17 protein-coding genes are annotated in these 18,323 nt (G+C 53.4%); 16 read left to right on the top strand and 1 reads right to left on the bottom strand.

Features of this window, described 5'->3' with window-relative positions:
* Positions 1 to 59: 59 nt before the first annotated feature.
* Positions 60 to 446, top strand: coding sequence for an FxsA family protein (locus KHA84_RS10765; protein WP_213423516.1), 387 nt, complete (start codon positions 60 to 62; stop codon positions 444 to 446).
* On the opposite strand, the gene KHA84_RS10760 is transcribed toward KHA84_RS10765, so the two are convergent.
* A complete protein-coding gene (locus KHA84_RS10760) occupies positions 436 to 1,398 on the bottom strand; it encodes an AI-2E family transporter (RefSeq protein ID WP_213423515.1) in 963 nt (320 codons plus the stop codon). The genes KHA84_RS10765 and KHA84_RS10760 overlap by 11 nt on opposite strands.
* Before the next feature lie 225 nt (positions 1,399 to 1,623).
* Between KHA84_RS10760 and citZ the strand changes: the two genes are divergently transcribed.
* From citZ to KHA84_RS10685, 15 genes are all read left to right on the top strand, one after another.
* Complete coding sequence (gene citZ / locus KHA84_RS10755) at positions 1,624 to 2,739, top strand: citrate synthase (protein WP_213423514.1); 1,116 nt, start codon at positions 1,624 to 1,626, stop codon at positions 2,737 to 2,739.
* 87 nt (positions 2,740 to 2,826) lie between these two features.
* On the top strand, positions 2,827 to 4,095 hold the full coding sequence (gene icd / locus KHA84_RS10750; RefSeq protein WP_213423513.1) for an NADP-dependent isocitrate dehydrogenase: 1,269 nt from the start codon (positions 2,827 to 2,829) through the stop codon (positions 4,093 to 4,095).
* 130 nt (positions 4,096 to 4,225) lie between these two features.
* Complete coding sequence (gene mdh, locus KHA84_RS10745; protein WP_213423512.1) at positions 4,226 to 5,164, top strand: malate dehydrogenase; 939 nt, start codon at positions 4,226 to 4,228, stop codon at positions 5,162 to 5,164.
* 211 nt (positions 5,165 to 5,375) lie between these two features.
* On the top strand, positions 5,376 to 5,897 hold the full coding sequence (locus KHA84_RS10740; RefSeq protein ID WP_213423511.1) for a MaoC/PaaZ C-terminal domain-containing protein: 522 nt from the start codon (positions 5,376 to 5,378) through the stop codon (positions 5,895 to 5,897).
* Entirely contained in the window at positions 5,866 to 6,588 is a 723-nt protein-coding gene (locus KHA84_RS10735; RefSeq protein WP_213423510.1) for a response regulator transcription factor, read from the top strand. Before KHA84_RS10740 ends, KHA84_RS10735 begins: the two co-directional genes overlap by 32 nt.
* Entirely contained in the window at positions 6,585 to 8,102 is a 1,518-nt protein-coding gene (pnpS, locus tag KHA84_RS10730; protein ID WP_213423509.1) for a two-component system histidine kinase PnpS, read from the top strand. The genes KHA84_RS10735 and pnpS overlap by 4 nt, the downstream gene beginning before the upstream one ends.
* A gap of 147 nt (positions 8,103 to 8,249) precedes the next feature.
* Positions 8,250 to 9,233, top strand: a complete 984-nt coding sequence (gene hflK / locus KHA84_RS10725) for an FtsH protease activity modulator HflK (protein ID WP_213423508.1) — start codon at positions 8,250 to 8,252, stop codon at positions 9,231 to 9,233.
* Positions 9,223 to 10,269: a protease modulator HflC gene (gene hflC / locus KHA84_RS10720; protein WP_213423507.1), complete on the top strand. Its 1,047-nt coding sequence runs from the start codon at positions 9,223 to 9,225 to the stop codon at positions 10,267 to 10,269. The genes hflK and hflC overlap by 11 nt, the downstream gene beginning before the upstream one ends.
* Before the next feature lie 89 nt (positions 10,270 to 10,358).
* Positions 10,359 to 12,992, top strand: coding sequence for a DNA polymerase I (polA, locus tag KHA84_RS10715; protein ID WP_213423506.1), 2,634 nt, complete (start codon positions 10,359 to 10,361; stop codon positions 12,990 to 12,992).
* A 41-nt stretch (positions 12,993 to 13,033) separates the two neighbouring features.
* Positions 13,034 to 13,906 (top strand): bifunctional DNA-formamidopyrimidine glycosylase/DNA-(apurinic or apyrimidinic site) lyase, encoded by an 873-nt coding sequence (gene mutM, locus KHA84_RS10710; protein ID WP_213423505.1) that lies wholly within the window; start codon positions 13,034 to 13,036, stop codon positions 13,904 to 13,906.
* Positions 13,907 to 13,919: 13 nt separating this feature from the next.
* Positions 13,920 to 14,516 (top strand): dephospho-CoA kinase, encoded by a 597-nt coding sequence (gene coaE, locus KHA84_RS10705; protein WP_213423504.1) that lies wholly within the window; start codon positions 13,920 to 13,922, stop codon positions 14,514 to 14,516.
* Positions 14,517 to 14,644: 128 nt separating this feature from the next.
* Positions 14,645 to 15,667, top strand: a complete 1,023-nt coding sequence (locus tag KHA84_RS10700) for a glyceraldehyde-3-phosphate dehydrogenase (RefSeq protein ID WP_213423503.1) — start codon at positions 14,645 to 14,647, stop codon at positions 15,665 to 15,667.
* 225 nt (positions 15,668 to 15,892) lie between these two features.
* On the top strand, positions 15,893 to 16,276 hold the full coding sequence (gene speD / locus KHA84_RS10695) for an adenosylmethionine decarboxylase (RefSeq protein ID WP_157297427.1): 384 nt from the start codon (positions 15,893 to 15,895) through the stop codon (positions 16,274 to 16,276).
* A 186-nt stretch (positions 16,277 to 16,462) separates the two neighbouring features.
* A complete protein-coding gene (nrdR, locus tag KHA84_RS10690; RefSeq protein WP_213423502.1) occupies positions 16,463 to 16,924 on the top strand; it encodes a transcriptional regulator NrdR in 462 nt (153 codons plus the stop codon).
* Between the two features lie 28 nt (positions 16,925 to 16,952).
* Positions 16,953 to 18,323 (top strand): replication initiation and membrane attachment family protein, encoded by a 1,371-nt coding sequence (locus tag KHA84_RS10685; RefSeq protein WP_213423501.1) that lies wholly within the window; start codon positions 16,953 to 16,955, stop codon positions 18,321 to 18,323.

The following is an 18,323-nucleotide window of genomic DNA, read 5'->3' as shown; positions in this document are numbered from 1 at the left end:
CAAGAACCCAAGACGCCCTGGCCGGATCGGCAGGGCGTCTTTCGAAAGGATTTTGCAATTTGAAATGGCTGTTCCTTTTGTTTATCGTTGTTCCGACGACCGAATTGGCCGTCCTCCTTTACGCAGGAAGCCATATAGGTATGTTTGAAACGATCCTTCTGATCCTGCTGACCGCCGCTGCCGGATCCTACCTGGCAAAGCGGGAAGGGCTGCGGGCATGGCAGGAAATCAGGAAACAGGCGGCCGAAGGGTATCCGCCGGGTAATGCCGCACTGGATGGACTGTTTATTTTGGCTGGCGGCCTTATGCTCCTGTTCCCGGGCTTCATCACGGATGCAATCGGTTTGTTTTTGCTGATGCCGGCAGTCAGGAAAAAGCTAAAACCGTTTCTTTACCGGCAAATACGGAAAAAGATGAAGAATGGAAGCATGGTCATTATCCGCTGAAGGCTGGCATCTTCCTGACGCGTGCTGCCACGAATAGCAGAATGGGGCTCAGTAAGATCCCTGCCAATCCGAAGAGCAGAATCGACGCTGCAGTAATAAAGAACGTATGTGATGGCCTGAGCTGAAAGGTGGCTGCCCACATCCGTGATTCGGCGATTTGCCGGGTCAGCATGACGAAAACGTAGAGGACGATCAGCGCAGCGCCCAAAAGAGGGTTGCCGCTGAGCAGATAATAGGCGGCCATGGGGATCAGAAATATCCCGATGCCGAGAAACGGCAGACTGTCTGCCAAGGCGATCAGGAATGCCCGGCCGACCGGGGACCCAAATCCGAGTGCCGCCAGTCCGATGCTGAGGATGGCGAATGTCAGCAAAATCAGCCTGAGCTCAACGAATAGGAATGTTCCGAAGAGGCTTCCGCCCTCACGGAACATTCCTTTTGCTTTTTTTCTTGCATCCGCGGGAAGGGCTGCCAGGAACCAGAAGCGGTCCCTCGCGGACTCAAAGAGAGCGAAATAAAAAGCAAGCAGGAAAAGGATAAAGGAGAACACTTGGCCGAAAGCAGCCTGGACCATGCCGGCCGAGGAGTCGATCAGGTTGTCGCCCGCCGCGGATACAGCCGTTTCCGCATAGGTCAGCCATTCGGAAGCGACCGGATGGTCAAAGTGCATGACGGAAAGGGCGGCCCGGATGGCAGGCAGAGCCAGGATGATCTGCTGAAGCGCGAACAACAGCACAAAAGCGGCAGATGCCAGAATCAGAAGCTCTGCCAATAATGCGGCAACGGGGAGCGGGAGGCGGAGCCCGCGTTTCATGAATGAGACGGCAGGGGACGCGAAATACCCCGCAAAGATGGCCAGGGACAACTGGGGCAGGAAAAAGCAGAGGGCTGCCCCGGCAACGATCGGACCGTATATTTTGGCTCCTTTTTGGAATTTGTGGCCGGTCTTCACCTTTTCACGCTCCTGTTTTCAGCCGTTTTTTTTGATGCTTCGCCCGTCATTTTGCTTGTTCTGCCCAAGTGTAAAAGAAAATCATGCATTTCCATTCACAAAAATGTAAGAAATGATTATAATGTTCTTGTAAGCGTTTAACAGATTTGTACAAGCTTCATAGGGCCGAAACCCGGTTTTTTTATGCACGGGCAGAGGCATTACAGGGAAAAAGGAGAGATTGATATGAGTGCAACACGCGGACTTGAAGGGGTAGTGGCTACCGAGTCTTCCATCAGCTCCATTATCGACGATACACTTACATACGTCGGTTATAACATTGATGATCTTGCAAATCACGCAAGTTTTGAAGAAGTCGTCTACCTTCTGTGGCACAAGCGCCTTCCCAAAGCGGATGAGCTGTCGGAACTGAAGCAGCAGTTGGCCGACAACATGGCTGTGCCCCAGGAAGTGCTTGACCACTTCAAGACTTACCCGATCGGAAACGTACACCCGATGGCGGCATTGCGCACAGCGGTTTCACTCTTGGGATTGTATGATGAGAAAGCGGAAGACATGTCCGACGAAGCCAACTACGAAAAAGCCATTAAGCTCCAGGCGAAAGTTGCGACAGTTGTGACGGCATTCTCCCGCATCCGCAAAGGCGAGGAACCGGTTGCGCCGAAGAAGGAACTCAGTTATGCTGCGAACTTCCTCTATATGCTTAACGGCAAGGAGCCTGAAGCGATCGAAGAAGAAGCGTTCAACAAGGCGCTTGTCCTTCACGCGGATCACGAACTGAATGCTTCCACATTCACTGCAAGGGTATGTGTCGCGACTCTTTCCGACATCTACTCCGGTGTAACCGCGGCAATCGGCGCTCTTAAAGGCCCACTCCACGGCGGCGCTAACGAGCAGGTTATGAAAATGCTGACTGAGATCGGATCTCCGGACAAGGTTGAATCCTACATCCAGGAAAAGCTGGACAACAAGGAAAAGATCATGGGCTTCGGTCACCGCGTCTACCGTCAGGGTGATCCGCGCGCGAAGCACCTGCGCGAAATGTCCGACAAGCTGACAGGCCTCACCGGGCAGGAAGATCTCTACAAGATGTCAATTCAGATCGAAGAGCTCGTCACTGGGCAGAAGAACCTGCCTCCGAACGTCGACTTCTACTCAGCGTCTGTCTACCACTCGCTCGGTATCGACCACGACCTGTTCACGCCGATTTTTGCGGTGTCCCGCATGTCCGGCTGGATTGCTCACATCCTTGAACAATATGCGAATAACCGCCTGATCCGCCCGCGTGCAGAGTATGTCGGTCCAGGCATGCAATCCTACGTTCCTGTAAACGAGCGATAATTGTATGTGAAATAGTGTACAATGTTAGGGACGGCAGCCGCCGTCCCCTACTTGTGAACAAAGATAGAATCAGGAGGAATCCAACAAATGGCAAACGGTGAAAAAATTACAGTATCCAACGGCAAACTGAATGTACCTGATGCACCCGTCATTCCTTTCATCATCGGTGACGGTACAGGCCCTGACATCTGGAATGCAGCTTCCCGCGTCCTCGAGGCAGCGGTTGAGAAGGCATATGACGGCAAAAAGCAAATCGTCTGGAAGGAAGTCCTTGCAGGCGAGAAGGCGTTCAACGAAACAGGGAACTGGCTTCCCGAGGAAACCCTCAAGACAATCGATGAGTACCTTATTGCAATCAAAGGACCTCTGACGACTCCGATCGGCGGCGGCTTCCGCTCCCTGAACGTTGCACTTCGCCAGGAACTCGACCTGTTCGCTTGCGTGCGTCCTGTCCGTTACTTCGAAGGTGTTCCTTCGCCGGTCAAGCACCCTGAACACACCGACATGGTCATCTTCCGTGAAAACACAGAAGATATCTATGCGGGCATCGAATACCAGAAGGGCACGGATGAAGTAAACAAATTGATCGACTTCCTCCAGAACGAAATGGGTGTCAAAAACATCCGTTTCCCTGAAACCTCAGGCATCGGCATCAAGCCGGTTTCAGAAGAAGGCACAAAGCGCCTAGTCCGCTCCGCGATCGAGTACGCGCTCAAGGAAGGCCGCAAGTCGGTTACGCTCGTTCACAAGGGCAACATCATGAAGTTCACAGAAGGCGCGTTCAAGAACTGGGGCTATGAAGTGGCTGAGCAGGAGTTCGGCGACAAGGTCTTCACATGGAACGAATACGACAAGATCAAGGAAGAGCAGGGCACGGATGCTGCGAACAAAGCACAATCCGATGCTGAAGCAGCCGGCAAGCTGATTATCAAAGACGCGATTGCCGACATCTTCCTCCAGCAGATCCTGACCCGCCCGAAAGAGTTCGACGTCGTAGCGACGATGAACCTGAACGGCGACTACATCTCCGACGCGCTCGCAGCGCAAGTTGGCGGCATTGGGATCGCGCCTGGCGCGAACATCAACTATGTAACCGGCCACGCGATCTTCGAAGCGACACACGGCACGGCACCAAAGTACGCGGGCCTCGACAAAGTCAACCCGTCCTCGGTACTCCTTTCCGGTGTCATGATGCTCGAGCACCTCGGCTGGAACGAAGCAGCAAACCTTATCACAGAATCCATCGAGAAGACAATCGCATCGAAAGTCGTCACTTACGACTTTGCACGTCTGATGGAAGGCGCGACAGAAGTCAAGGCTTCCGAGTTCGCCGACGAACTGATCAAGAACCTGTAATCGGAGAGGCATTTTTTGCCGAATATGGGGAATACGAAAGGGAGGAGCCCAGGCTCCTCCCTTTTTTACATCCAGGAATCATGATCGACTTTGTGAAGGAAGACTTAAATTTTAAGGAGTGTGAGTGTCAGTGTCCATTAAGCGCAAGAAAGTTTCGGTGATCGGCTCAGGGTTCACAGGAGCCACCACTGCTTTCCTGATTGCCCAGAAGGAACTTGGTGATGTGGTTTTGGTTGATATTCCGGATATGGAGAACCCGACCAAAGGGAAAGCGCTCGATATGGCGGAAGCTGCCCCGGTATTGGGTTTTGATGCGAAAGTCGCCGGCACTTCCGACTACCGGGACACGGAGGGATCGGATCTGGTCATCATCACAGCGGGAATGGCCCGGAAGCCGGGAATGAGCCGTGACGAGCTGGTCCAGACCAACCAGAGAATCATGAAGGCTGTCACGGCCGAAGTTGCCAAGTATTCTCCGGATAGCATTATCCTGGTCCTGACGAATCCCGTGGATGCCATGACCTATACGGTGTTCAATGAAAGCGGCTTCCCGAAGGAGCGGGTCATCGGGCAATCCGGTGTGCTGGATACGGCCCGTTTCCGTGCATTCGTCGCAGAAGAGCTGAATCTTTCGGTCAAAGACATCACCGGGTTCGTCCTCGGCGGCCATGGCGACGATATGGTTCCGCTTGTCCGATATTCCTTTGCGGGCGGAATTCCGCTCGAAACACTTCTGCCTCCGGAACGGCTTGAAGCAATCGTTGACCGGACGCGGAAAGGCGGTGCGGAGATTGTCAATTTGCTCGGCAACGGCTCTGCCTACTATGCGCCTGCCGCATCTTTGGCCGAAATGGCGGAAGCGATTTTGAAAGACCAGAAGCGGGTACTTCCGTCAATCGCCTATCTGGAAGGCGAATACGGGATGGACGGCATTTATATCGGCGTGCCGACGGTGCTCGGAGCTGGCGGAATCGAGAAAATCATTGAGCTGGATCTGACTCCGGATGAGAAAAAGAGCTTTGAAAAATCCGCCGAGTCTGTCAGAAACGTGATAAACGTCCTGGAATGACAGATGGCACCCTGAAAGAAGTGGTGCGAAAGTCTTTGCGGAGGGGCATAGCAAAGGACAGTTCATCCTGTCTTTTCGCTGTGTCCCTTCTTTCTCATCCTGTTGGTCCGTTGTGTTTGCCGTACATGCTATAATAAGAATATTGGAAGTAAGCAGAGCGGCGAACAATTACGTTCCTCTGCAGACCACACCGCCAAAGGGGAGATTGAACTTGCTATTCAACCGGCGCCATGTCAAGATCCGTCCGGCAGAAGAGCTGACCGAAGGGGAGTCCCTGAAGATCGTCGAAAAGATGGATGACCGGGACTTGTTCCTGTACCTGGGGCTTACCAATGACAGCAACCCGCTTTATATCCAGCATGACTTCACGGCGGCAGCCGGCTATGAAAGGCCGGTTGTTCCCGTAGTGATGCTGACAGGAATCGTCAGTGCGGCCGTGTCCAAACATCTTCCCGGTCCAGGCTCCCGGATGCTGGAACAGCGGTTCCGGTTTCCGGAAGCTGCCTGGCACGGGTCGACAGTGACCTTCGATCTCGCAGTTGAAAAGGTGGATTTGCTCTCCCGTACTGTCCAGATCCGGGTGGATGCTACAGACGAGGAAAATCGAACGGTAATGACAGGTGAGCTGGTGGCCGGGATTGCACCCGCTGCCGGAGTCAATACTGAAATTTCTGCGCTTGGTGCGCCTGATGGAGGCATGGATGAACGTGAAACGAATTCTGGTCGTGGATGATGAACGTCCGATTTTGACACTGCTTGAGTACAACCTGAAACAGGCGGGATACAAGGTGATTACTGCAGCGGACGGGGAGGAAGGTCTGCGAAAGGCAGAGACGGAAAGTCCGGACCTGATTGTCCTGGACCTGATGCTGCCCAAGTTGGATGGCATGGATGTTTGCCGCACACTGCGCCAAAAGGGTGTAAACACTCCGATTATCATGCTGACCGCAAAGTCGGATGAACTGGAGAAAATCCTCGGATTGGAGCTTGGAGCCGACGATTACATGACAAAGCCTTTTAGCCCCAGGGAAGTCGTTGCACGGGTAAAAGCGGTGCTTAGAAGGTCGGAACAATTCAATTCTGTACAATCTGCAGAAGATGAACAGAAGGAAGCGGTGTATGAATCGGGACCATTGAAGGTGTATCCGGAGCGATTTGAAGCCTACAAAGATGGCGTTTCGCTGGAATTCACACCGAAGGAATTCGAACTTCTCGTCCACATGATTTCCAACCGGAACCGGGTGATGTCACGGGACCAGCTGCTCAGCGCGGTATGGAATTATGATTTTGCCGGTGACACCAGGATTGTGGATGTACATATCAGCCACCTTCGCGACAAGATTGAAGAAAATACGAGGCGTCCGGTTTTCATCAAGACGATCCGGGGAACCGGCTATAAATTTGAGGGACCATCGGAAGGATGAAGTCGCTCCAAAGGCGCTTGTTCCTGGCGTTCATTCTTATTATGGGCATCACGCTGGCCGGTCTTGCCATCGTCCTTGGCCAGACCTATCCCGTCCTGCAGAATCAAGGGAAAAAGGCCAAGCCGGAGGCAGTTGCCCTGCATCTTGACGACATGGGGATCAAGTTGGACAGCGAAGCTCGTGAAGAACTCAGCCGGAAAATGGCCGATGACGGGTCAGGTGTGGCGCCGGCGCGCTTTCTGCGGCTGATTGTTATTGCCTTTACAGTTGCGTTCATCGTGACCGTCATCGTTTTCCACCGTTTGACGGAGCGCTATATCCGTCCGATCGATCTGGTGACGGACACCACCATGGAGCTTGCGAAGGGCAACTATACTGCCAGGGCGGGATGGACGGCACCGGGCATCCAGATCGGCCTGGTCACCGCAGTTAATGCCTTGGCGCGGAATTTGCAGGAGATGGAATCCATGCGGGAGACGGAAGCGGAGAGGCTGGAGACTCTGATCGCCAACATGGGCAGCGGCCTGCTTATGATTGGTAGGAATTCAGAGATTTCCATGGCCAATTCATTTTTTCTCGATCAGGTCGGACAGGCAGAAGACGGACTGATCGGCAGCCCATACAAAGCTGCCCGGCTTCCTGAAGCGCTTGTCACTCTGATCGATACGGTATCCGTCAGAGAAAAGCCGGTTACCGAACAGATCGATATCCGGACGGACTCAGGCAACCGTACGATGGCTGTTTACTCCGCGCCGGTCATTGATAAACACGGGGGATGGCTTGGCATTGTCGTCGTCATGCACGACATTTCGGAACTGATCCGACTGGAGCGGGTCAGGAAAGACTTTGTCGCCAATGTCTCTCACGAGCTAAGAACTCCAATCACATCGATCCGGGGCTTTTCCGAGACCCTGATGGACGGAGCCGTTCACGATGAAGAGGCGGCCATGCAGTTTTTGGAGATCATCCACGGTGAAAGCGTCAGGCTTGAGACGCTGATCGAAGATCTTCTGGACCTGTCAAAGATCGAGAAAGAAGGGTATACACTCAGGCTGCAATCAGTAAGCGTGCAGAATGTGATTGACCGATCCATCCGTTCGGTTTCCGGGCGGATCAATAACCGGAAGATGACGATTGAGTCCCATTGTCCGCCCGGATTGACAGTCAAGGGGGACCCCGAACGGCTCGTTCAGATATTGGTCAATCTCCTGGCAAATGCCGTTAGTTACTCCAAGCCAGGCACGCCTATCCGGGTCACGGCAACTGTGTCGGACGGAATGGCATCCATCGCTGTCGCCGACAGGGGCATTGGCATACCGGCCGCCGAACTGCCCAGACTGTTCGAACGCTTTTACAGGGTTGACCGGGCCAGGAGCCGTGATTCAGGCGGCACCGGGCTTGGACTGTCCATCGTGAAGCATTTAGTGGATCTTCACGGCGGTACGATCTCTGTGGAGAGCGAGCCGGGCAAAGGCTCGACCTTCATGGTGAACATTCCACTGAGCCACAACTGAGTCATCCCCGAACTGCTTCTCGCATAAAAGAAGCAGGCGGGGTATTTTTGTGTCCGCTTTTTGTCCGAATTTGGAATTTGATGAAACCGCAGAGCGCCGATGACCGTATATGAACTATACATAAACTTAAATAAAGGAGAGTCCGACATGAGCGTTAAGCGCATATTGACGATTGCCGGAATGGCGATTGCCGGTCTTATTCTGATCGTCCTTGCATTTACGACTTGGTACACCGTGGATGAGGGAGAACAGGTTGTAATTATCACATTTGGCAAAGCGGATGAAACGGTGACCGAGTCAGGGCTGAAGTTCAAGTTGCCGTGGCCGGTGCAAAAAGTGGAGAAGCTGTCCAAGGAAACCTTCAGTACGAGATTCGGCTATAACCAGGATGAGGACGGAAATCTGATCTCCTATGACAAGGAGACAAAGATGATCACCGGGGACGAATATATTGTGTTGGCCGATCTCGTCGTCCAATGGAAAATCACCGAGCCGGTCAAATACCTGTTCAATGCCGAGGATCCGAGGGAATTGCTGCATGATGCCACCGCGGCTTCGATCCGGTCGACCATCGGTTCATCACCGATCGACGATGCCCTCACCGACGGCAAGGCAGAGATCGAGGCGGAAACAAGAGACCTCCTCGGCACGCTTGTCGATAAGTATGACATAGGGATATCCATCCAGGGTGTAAAGCTCCAGGATGTCGAGCTGCCGAATGAAGAAGTCCGTTCTGCGTTTACGGCAGTCACTGATGCCCGGGAGACAAAGAGCACGAAGATCAACCAGGCCAAGAAATATGAAAACCAGAAAAAGAATGAAGCCACGGGTGAGCGTGACGCAATCCTCTCAAGGGCTCAGGGGGATAAAACATCCAGGATCGAGCAGGCGCATGGTGACGTGGCCGTGTTCAACAAACTCTATGAGGAGTATCGCAACAATCAGGACATCACGCGTGAGCGGCTGATTCTCGAGACTCTCGAGCAGGTTCTCCCGGGTGCGAAAATCTATATTATGAATGACGGCGAAGGGACCATAAAGTACCTGCCGATCCAGCCGCCGCAGCAGGCCGCCCCTCAGCCGCCTGCCCAGGAAGGCCAAGGGGAAGGGGGAGAAAGCAATGGCCAATAATGACAACAATCCGTTCAAGAGCATCGAAGAGAAGTTTCTGGAGAGGCAGCGCCAGGAGCAGGCACGCAAAAAGCCGGATGGAAAGATAAAAGCATTCGGCAAAAAACGCTCAAAGAGTCCAAAAGGGCCGGCAGAACCGAAACCGCCGGCCGACCTGCGAAAGTTCATCAAACCGGCGATTGTGCTCACGGCTGTTTTCGCTGTATTGCTCATCTTCCTGGCGAATGTATATGTCGTAAAGGAAAACGAATATCGCGTCGTACGCCAATTCGGTGAGATTGTCCGCATCGATTCCGATCCGGGCGTCAAGTTAAAGGTGCCGTTTCTCCAGAGTGTAACGATGCTGCCGAAAAACCAGATGGCCTACAACGTATCCGAAGCAGAAATTACGACAAAGGATAAAAAGCGGATGATTATCGACAACTATGCCGTCTGGCGCATCACCGACCCGAAACTGATGATCAACAACGCACGGAATATCGTCAATGCCGAGGCTCGGATGGAGGAATACATTTATTCCGTCGTCCGATCGGAGCTCGGACAACTTGATTATACGAGCATCGTCAACGACGAAGATTCATCACGCGGCAACCTGAATGACAAAGTGACCGAGCGGGTGAATGAACTGTTGGAGACCGGTAATTTCGGAATCGCGGTGACCGATGTCAGGATGAAGCGGATCGACCTGCCCCCAGAGAACGAACAGTCCATTTATACCCGGATGATTTCCGAGCGGGAATCGACCGCCCAGACCTACCTTTCGGAAGGGGATGCGGAAAAGCGCCGGATCGAGGCAGAAACCGACCGTGAAGTGCAGGAGCTTTTGGCCGAAGCGAAAAAACAGGCGGAAGTAATCCGCGCGGAAGGTGAAGCGGAAGCGGCCCGCATCTACAACCAGTCCTTCTCGAAAGATCCGGATTTCTATGAGCTGTACCGAACATTGGAATCGTATAAGAAGACGATCGGCGATGAAACGATGATTGTCATACCGTCCGATTCCCCTTATGCGAGAATCCTTTCAGGTTTCACGGAATAAGCGCCATCACGTCGTTTCTTCTCCATCCTGCCCCTATGGTAAGATGGAGGGAGATGACGTTTTTTATTTGCGGATGGAGGTTGACCGGAATGACTAAGCAGAAAGTGCTGCTCCTGGACGGGAACAGCCTGGCCTACCGTGCGTTTTTCGCTTTGCCGCTCCTGACCAATGATCAGGGCGTGCATACCAACGCGGTATACGGCTTTGCGATGATGCTGGAGAAAATCCTGAAAGAAGAACAGCCGACACATATGCTCGTTGCATGGGACGCCGGCAAGACGACGTTCCGCCACAGCACCTACAAGGAGTACAAGGGCGGCAGGCAGAAAACGCCGCCCGAGCTGTCCGAACAGTTCCCGTATATCCGGAAAATGCTCGATGCCTATAACATCAGGCAGTACGAGCTGGAGTCTTTCGAGGCAGATGACATCATCGGCACATTGAGCCGTGAAGCTGCGGCCGGCGGCGTGGAGACCGTCGTGATCACCGGAGACAAGGACCTGACCCAGCTTGCAGACGAAGGGGTGACGGTCCAGATTACACGGAAAGGAATGACCGACATCGAGGCCTATACGCCAGATCATGTGATGGAAAAGTATGGCCTGACGCCGGAACAGATTATCGACATGAAAGGCCTTATGGGAGATGCTTCCGACAACATCCCGGGTGTGCCCGGTGTGGGAGAAAAGACAGCGATCAAACTGCTGAAACAGTTCGGTACAGTCGAGGGCGTCTACGAAGGCATTGATGAAGTAAGCGGGAAAAAGCTGAAGGAAAAGCTTGTCGAGAACGAGGAACTGGCCAAAATGAGCAAGTCGCTCGCCACGATCAACACCGAGTCCCCGATCGAGATCGGGCTTGGCGACCTCAGCTACCCGGGGCCGGATATGGAGCAGGTCATCCCGGTTTTCCGTGAGCTGAATTTCCGTACACTTATTGAGAAGGCGGATGGAGCTCAATCGGCATCCGTATCCGAGGAAACGGAAGCCATTCGTTTTAACATCACCGAAAAAGCACCTGAATCTCTTTTGAAGAGCGGTACGGCTTTCCATGTAGAACTGTCTGGTGAGCTTTATCACACAGCGGACATTCTCGGTGTGTCGCTGTCCGATGGTGATGAAACCGTCTTTATTCCGGCAGAACATCTTGTAGGGGACGTTCAGTTCGCGGAATGGCTGGCGGATGAATCAACGAAAAAACTCACTGTCGATGCGAAGGCATCTCTTGCTGCGCTTGCCCGGACCGGATTGGAAGCGGACGGAATCATTTTCGACCTCCTGCTTGCCGCCTATATCGCCAATCCATCCGTGTCCCTGACTGACGCGTCTTCCGCGGCAACGGAATTCGGATATTCCGGGGTTTCGGAAGACCAGGCCATTTATGGGAAAGGCGCCAAACGGGCGGTCCCCGTACAGGAGACGGTTGCGGAACATGCATGCCGCAAGGCGCTTGCTGTCCACCGGCTCCGCGAAACCGTGGAAGCGCGCCTTAAAGAAAATAAGCAATTTGAACTGTATCGGGAGCTCGAGATTCCGCTTGCGACGATCCTTGGCCGCATGGAAGCCACCGGTGTCAGAACCGAACGCGGTATCCTGGAAGAGATCGGGAAAGACCTTGCCGGCAAACTCGAAGCCATTGAGGAGCAGATCTACTCCCTGGCCGGTCAGAAGTTCAATATCAACTCGACCAAACAACTTGGTGTCATCCTGTTCGAGGAAATGGGACTGCCGGTCATCAAGAAAACAAAGACCGGCTACTCCACTGCTGCAGACGTGCTCGAGAAGCTTAGCGGCCGGCATGAAATCATCGACCTGATCCTTGAGTACCGTCAGCTCGGGAAACTTCAGTCCACATACATCGAGGGGCTGCTGAAAGAGATTCATGAGGACGGCAAGATCCATACGTACTACCAGCAGGCCCTCACCCAGACGGGAAGGCTCAGCTCCACCAATCCGAATCTCCAAAATATTCCGGTCCGAATCGAGGAAGGACGCAAAATCCGCAAGGCGTTCGTCCCATCAGAACCGGGCTGGGTCATGTTCGCGGCGGACTATTCACAGATCGAGCTCCGCGTACTTGCCCACATGTCGGGGGATGAACGCCTGATTGCCGCATTCCGTGAAGGCGAGGATATTCATACCCGTACTGCCGGGGATGTGTTCCACGTGGAAGCGCAAGATGTGACATCGGACATGCGGCGGGCGGCGAAAGCTGTCAATTTCGGGATTGTCTACGGGATCAGTGATTATGGCCTTTCCCAGAACTTGAACATCACACGGAAAGAGGCTGCAGAATTCATCGACCGTTACCTGGCAAGCTTCCCCGGCGTCAAGCAATACATGGAAAGCTCGGTTGCCGAGGCAAAGGAACAAGGCTTCGTCACGACACTCATGAATCGCCGGCGATACCTGCCGGACATCAACAGCCGGAATTTCAACCTGAGAAGCTTTGCCGAGCGGACAGCGATGAACACACCGATCCAGGGAACCGCGGCGGACATCATCAAGAAGGCGATGGTGGAGATGGACAAGCGGCTTGAGGCAGAAGGCTTGCAGGCGCGAATGCTGCTGCAGGTGCATGACGAACTGATTTTCGAATGCCCCGAAAAAGAGCTTGGAAAGCTTTCTGAAATCGTGCCGGAAGTAATGGAAGGGGCCCTTGAGCTGGATGTTCCGCTTCTGGTGGAATCGGCTTCCGGCCCTTCCTGGTACGATACGAAATAACCAGTAAAATAAACCATCATCTAAGAAAGAAGCTGAACAACATGCCGGAATTGCCGGAGGTAGAAGGGGTCGTACGGTCGCTCGCCCCGGCAGCGTCCGGACGGACCATCCGGAAGGTCGCTGTTTCCGATACGATCATCAAGTCAAAATCAGAGGCAAAAGAAGCCATCCTGAAAAACTTATCACCGGAAGAGTTTGCCGGCCGGATGCGCGGGATGACGATTACAAATGTCACCCGCCGGAGCAAATATATTTATTTTCACCTGGATAAAGACGGAGACACCCATTTGCTCGTCAGCCATCTCGGAATGTCGGGGGCATGGTTTGCGGTCAGCGACATCGACGAGGTCAGGGAAGAAAAGTTCCGCCGCCATATCCATGTCATCTTCGGAATGGAGGACGGCGGTCTGCTTGCCTATGCGGATATCCGCCGTTTTGGCGAGCTGCGGCTGATTGGAGCGGAAAGTGATTATCCGCCGTTGCTCGCAATGGCGCCGGAACCGTTCGATGAATCTGCCGCGGGGCATTTTTTGGACCTCTGCAGAACGCCGAAATTCGCCGGAAAGCCGATCAAGGAAACAATCATGGACGGAAAAGTCATTTCCGGCTGCGGGAATATCTATGCGACAGAAGCGCTTTTCCGCACCGGCATCCACCCGGGCAGGAAAACCGGCAGAATCAGCATAAAGCGTCTTGAGCGGCTGTTTGCTGAAATCCGCCAGGTTCTTGGGGAGGCGATCGAAGCGGGAGGCAGCTCCATATCGGATTACCGGAATATCAATGGGGAGGTGGGAGGCATGCAGGACAGATTGCGCATGTATGGCCGGCAAAACTGCCCAGATTGCGGAGCACAAACAAAACGGATGACGATTGCCGGGCGGACTTCGGTCTATTGCCCGAAATGCCAGCGTTGAAAGAGGTGTCACGATGATAATCGGATTGACCGGAAGTATTGCGAGCGGTAAAAGCACTGTTTCAAGGATGCTCGAGGAAAGAGGGTTTCCGATTGTGGATGCGGACCGTATCGCCAGACTCGTCGTCGAGCCCGGTCAGCCTGCACTTGAAGAAATCCGGCAGACATTCGGCGACGAGGTGATCCTTCCAGACGGAACGATGGATAGGGCTGCAGTCGGAAATCGGATCTTCAATAATCCGGCTGAACGGAAGAAACTGAATGACATCATGCATCCCGCCATCCGACAGGAAATGCTGCGCCAGCGGGACGGCCATCTCGAGAGAGGGGCAAAGACTGTGGTGATGGATATTCCGCTCCTGTTCGAAAGCAGGCTCCAGCACTTTGCAGATAAGGTTCTCGTTGTGTCAGTGACGGAGGAGACCCAGCTAAAGCGGCTGATGGAGAGAGATGGTTTCAGTGAAAGGGAGGCGAGGGCGAGAATCACTTCGCAACTTCCGATCTCTGAGAAAGAGCGGGGAGCAGACGCCGTCATATACAACAATGGAACCATTGGCGAGTCGGAAGCACAGCTGGACCGGATTCTCGAATCTTGGAATGCAAAACCTTGAGGGACGAACCTTCTGAAAAATCGAACTTCACCGAACGTGATAAACGAAGGTGCATTTTTCGACAAATGTGATATACTAATTACAAGCAAAAGAAAAATGAGTATAACACAGTTACAGGAGGCCCCCTCATGAATCCTTCCATCGCTATTAACGGTTTTGGCCGGATCGGCCGTATGGTTTTCCGCCAGGCAATCCTAGAAGACGGATTGAACATTGTCGCAGTCAATGCAAGCTACCCGCCGGAAACCCTTGCACACCTTTTGAAGTATGACACCATCCACGGCAAGTTTGAAGGAGATGTCCTGACTGAGGAAGACGCGCTCGTCGTCAACGGCAAGCGGGTCCAGCTGATTGCTGAACGCGACCCGGCAAAGCTCCCATGGGCAGAACTCGGCGTCGATATCGTCATCGAAGCGACCGGCAAGTTCAACTCCCGGGACAAAGCCGCCCTTCACCTTGAAGCCGGTGCGAAGAAAGTCATCCTGACTGCACCCGGCAAGAATGAAGACGTTACAATCGTCATGGGTGTGAACGACGACAAGCTCGACCTCGACCGCCATGATGTCATTTCCAACGCAAGCTGCACGACCAACTGTCTTGCGCCGGTTGCAAAAGTCCTGAATGACGAATTCGGCATCGACAGCGGCCTGATGACTACTGTTCATGCGTACACGAATGACCAGAACAACATCGACAATCCGCACAAAGATCTCCGACGTGCTCGTGCGGCGGCAGAATCAATCATCCCGACGACAACAGGTGCGGCCAAAGCGCTTTCTCTCGTGTTGCCTGAGCTTAAAGGCAAGCTTCACGGCATGGCGCTTCGCGTACCGACTCCCAACGTCTCGCTTGTCGACCTCGTGGTTGACCTGAATCGTGATGTTTCGGTTGAAGAAGTCAATGATGCGTTCATCCGTGCGGCAGAAGGCCCGCTCAAGGGAATTCTGGGTTATACGACAGAACCGCTTGTTTCCAGTGACTTCAAGACAGATTCACGCTCTGCTATTATCGACGGACTCACGACGATGATCATGGGAGACCGCAAAGTGAAAGTGCTCGCATGGTATGACAACGAATGGGGCTATTCTGCCCGGGTTGTGGACCTTGCGAAAAAAGTCGCGGCCGGAATCGGTGCGAAAGTCAACGCATAAAAATGTATCTGAACCCGGGCCTTGCCCGGGTTTTGTGTTCACTGCATCAACTGTCTGAGATTAATAGTTGCGCTCAACCGCTTGCCGTCATATAATGATTCCGTGAACCTCAAAGTTCACACTGGGCAGCTTAAAGGGTTAGGACCTCATCGGACTAACTTTCCCCCGTGGTTGCCCGTTTGCCGAAAGCCGGCAAATCACTTACTTTAGGAGGGGGGACGAACCATGGAAACAATGGGTCGTCATGTAATTGCTGAACTTTGGGAATGCGAATTCGACAAGCTGAACGACATGCCGTATATCGAGCAGACGTTTGTCGAAGCTGCATTGCGATCAGGTGCGGAAGTGCGGGAAGTCGCGTTTCACAAATTCGCGCCGCAGGGGGTCAGCGGGGTCGTTATCATTTCGGAATCGCACCTCACGATCCACAGCTTCCCTGAGCACGGCTATGCCAGCATTGACGTATACACTTGCGGAGATCTTGATCCGACAATTGCAGCAGGCTTTATCGCCGATGCACTCGGAGCCAAGAACCGCCAGATGACCGAACTGCCCCGGGGCATGGGCCCTGTCGCTGCCGGCAAAACAGCCGTCACCGTCATGGCCTGAGACCGTTTATGATTTGGACATCAAGAGCAGAGGCGGAAGCTTCTGCTTTTTTATATTTTCAAGCAGTTTCCGTGTGTCAGAATCCCGTTTAGCGATTCACGGAACTCTGCTATAATGGAATGAACAGACTCTCTTCGCCAAGCAGTTGACCGGAGAGAATGAACTTATCAGAAAGCGGGGATGCCGATGAAGTGCCCGGCCTGTCAGCACAACGGGACGCGAGTCGTCGATTCCCGGCCGGTGGACGAAAGCAAGGCGATCCGGCGACGCAGGGAATGCGAGGGTTGCGGATACCGGTTCACTACGTTTGAAAAAGTCGAGGAGATGCCGCTCATCGTAGTGAAAAAAGATGGTTCGCGGGAAGAATTCAGCCGAGAGAAAGTATTGCGGGGACTGATCCGTGCCTGTGAAAAACGGCCGGTCCCGCTTGATGTCCTTGAGGAGGTGGTCTTCTCGATCGAGAAGGAACTCCGGAGCCAGGGCAATGCCGAGGTAAAGTCCGAGGATGTCGGGGAAATGGTGATGGAGCGGCTCGTCGAAATCGATGACGTCGCCTATGTGCGATTCGCATCTGTCTATCGCCAGTTCAAGGACATCAATGTTTTTATCGATGAACTGAAAGACCTCCTGAAAAAAGAAGATGACTGATTGAACCGCGGAAAGAAAGGATGGGAATATGAATCCGCTCTACAAAGAACTACAGCCGTCGGATGCGTATTGTGTCCGTCTTCCTTATCCGTTTTCCGATTTTGACCGACAGATTCTGACCGCACTCTACCAGCCGCTTATCGGGCACGGGGCGATGGCGGTCTTCTTTGCCCTTTGGGGAGAGGCCGAGCGGGAAGGGACCGTAGAGTCCACCCATTATCATCTCCTCAACCTTCTTGACATGCCGATTGGCACGCTGTTCGAGGCCAGGCTTTCACTGGAGGGGATCGGGCTGCTCAAGACCTACCGGAAACAAGAAGAAGAAGCGCGCTGCTTCCTCTATGAACTGAGGCCGCCTCTGGACCCGGACACGTTTTTCCATGATCCGATTTTGTCGATGTTCCTGTTCGGCAAAGTGGGAGCCCGGACGTACAAACGGCTCCGCGGGCGTTTTTTGAATCCGCCGGTTCCGGAAGGCTATGAAGAGGTGTCCAGGTCATTCCCTGAAGTGTACAAGTCTGTCAAAGCCGGTGCCATGGAAGAAGATACTGATACATATGAATCGGATCAGCGGGCACCCAAACTTGCTTTCAGCGGCTATCCGTTTGATTTCCCCCTTATGATGGAAGGACTGTCCGCGCAGCTCGTGCCGAGGAAGGCATTTACACCGGCAGTAAAGGAAATGATTGTTCGGATTGCCTTCCTGTATGGTCTGTCTCCTATTGATTTGCAGCAGGTCGTCCTGCTGGCAATTGATGCCGACGGCAACCTGACCGAAGACCGGCTTAAGCGTGCCGCCGCCGATTATTACAAGCTATCCAGGTCAAATACAGCCCCGAAAATCACAAAAATCTTGGCTGCACCGGAAAAAGCGGCCGCTTCGGAAGAACCGAAGACCAAGGAAGATGAACTGATCCTTTATCTTGAAACCTGTTCGCCGGTTGAGATGCTGAAAGATATCAACGGAGGGCGCGAGCCGATGCAGGTGGACGTAAAGCTTGCACAAAAACTGGTGCTGGAGCATAACCTTCCGGCCGGTGTGGTCAACGTGCTGCTTCAGTATGTCTGGCTCAGGAACGACGGGAAGCTCACGAATAACTACGTCGAGCGGATCGCTTCCCATTGGATGGCGAAGAAAGTCGATAATGTAAAGGACGCGCTCGAGCTGGCACGTTCAGAGCACGACAAGTATATGAAGTGGAAACAGGAGGGCGGCGGAAACCAGCGGTCCCGTAAGCCGGGTGCCAAAACCGAAGCAGTGCCCGACTGGTTCTACAGGAAAGACCAAAAATCCGAGGCTGAGAAAGAGCCTCTGCCTGAGGAGAGGGATCCGGACGTCGAAGCAAGGAGGATTCGTCTCATGGAGAAATTCGGCATGATGAAAGGCGGTGTCAACTAA

The organism is Bhargavaea massiliensis, from assembly GCF_018390575.1.
GTDB classification, from domain to species: domain Bacteria; phylum Bacillota; class Bacilli; order Bacillales_A; family Planococcaceae; genus Bhargavaea; species Bhargavaea massiliensis.
The sequence above is the reverse complement of the archived record's forward strand: the minus strand, read 5'-3'. Positions and strand labels throughout refer to the sequence as shown.

Bases quoted from the DNA above. Each gene is read 5' to 3' on its own strand.
- citZ (WP_213423514.1), top strand. From the start codon at position 1,624: ATGAGTGCAACACGCGGACTTGAAGGGGTAGTGGCTACCGAGTCTTCC.
- icd (WP_213423513.1), top strand. From the start codon at position 2,827: ATGGCAAACGGTGAAAAAATTACAGTATCCAACGGCAAACTGAATGTA.
- KHA84_RS10735 (WP_213423510.1), top strand. From the start codon at position 5,866: ATGAACGTGAAACGAATTCTGGTCGTGGATGATGAACGTCCGATTTTG.
- pnpS (WP_213423509.1), top strand. From the start codon at position 6,585: ATGAAGTCGCTCCAAAGGCGCTTGTTCCTGGCGTTCATTCTTATTATG.
- hflK (WP_213423508.1), top strand. From the start codon at position 8,250: ATGAGCGTTAAGCGCATATTGACGATTGCCGGAATGGCGATTGCCGGT.
- hflC (WP_213423507.1), top strand. From the start codon at position 9,223: ATGGCCAATAATGACAACAATCCGTTCAAGAGCATCGAAGAGAAGTTT.
- polA (WP_213423506.1), top strand. From the start codon at position 10,359: ATGACTAAGCAGAAAGTGCTGCTCCTGGACGGGAACAGCCTGGCCTAC.
- mutM (WP_213423505.1), top strand. From the start codon at position 13,034: ATGCCGGAATTGCCGGAGGTAGAAGGGGTCGTACGGTCGCTCGCCCCG.
- coaE (WP_213423504.1), top strand. From the start codon at position 13,920: ATGATAATCGGATTGACCGGAAGTATTGCGAGCGGTAAAAGCACTGTT.
- KHA84_RS10700 (WP_213423503.1), top strand. From the start codon at position 14,645: ATGAATCCTTCCATCGCTATTAACGGTTTTGGCCGGATCGGCCGTATG.
- speD (WP_157297427.1), top strand. From the start codon at position 15,893: ATGGAAACAATGGGTCGTCATGTAATTGCTGAACTTTGGGAATGCGAA.
- nrdR (WP_213423502.1), top strand. From the start codon at position 16,463: ATGAAGTGCCCGGCCTGTCAGCACAACGGGACGCGAGTCGTCGATTCC.
- KHA84_RS10685 (WP_213423501.1), top strand. From the start codon at position 16,953: ATGAATCCGCTCTACAAAGAACTACAGCCGTCGGATGCGTATTGTGTC.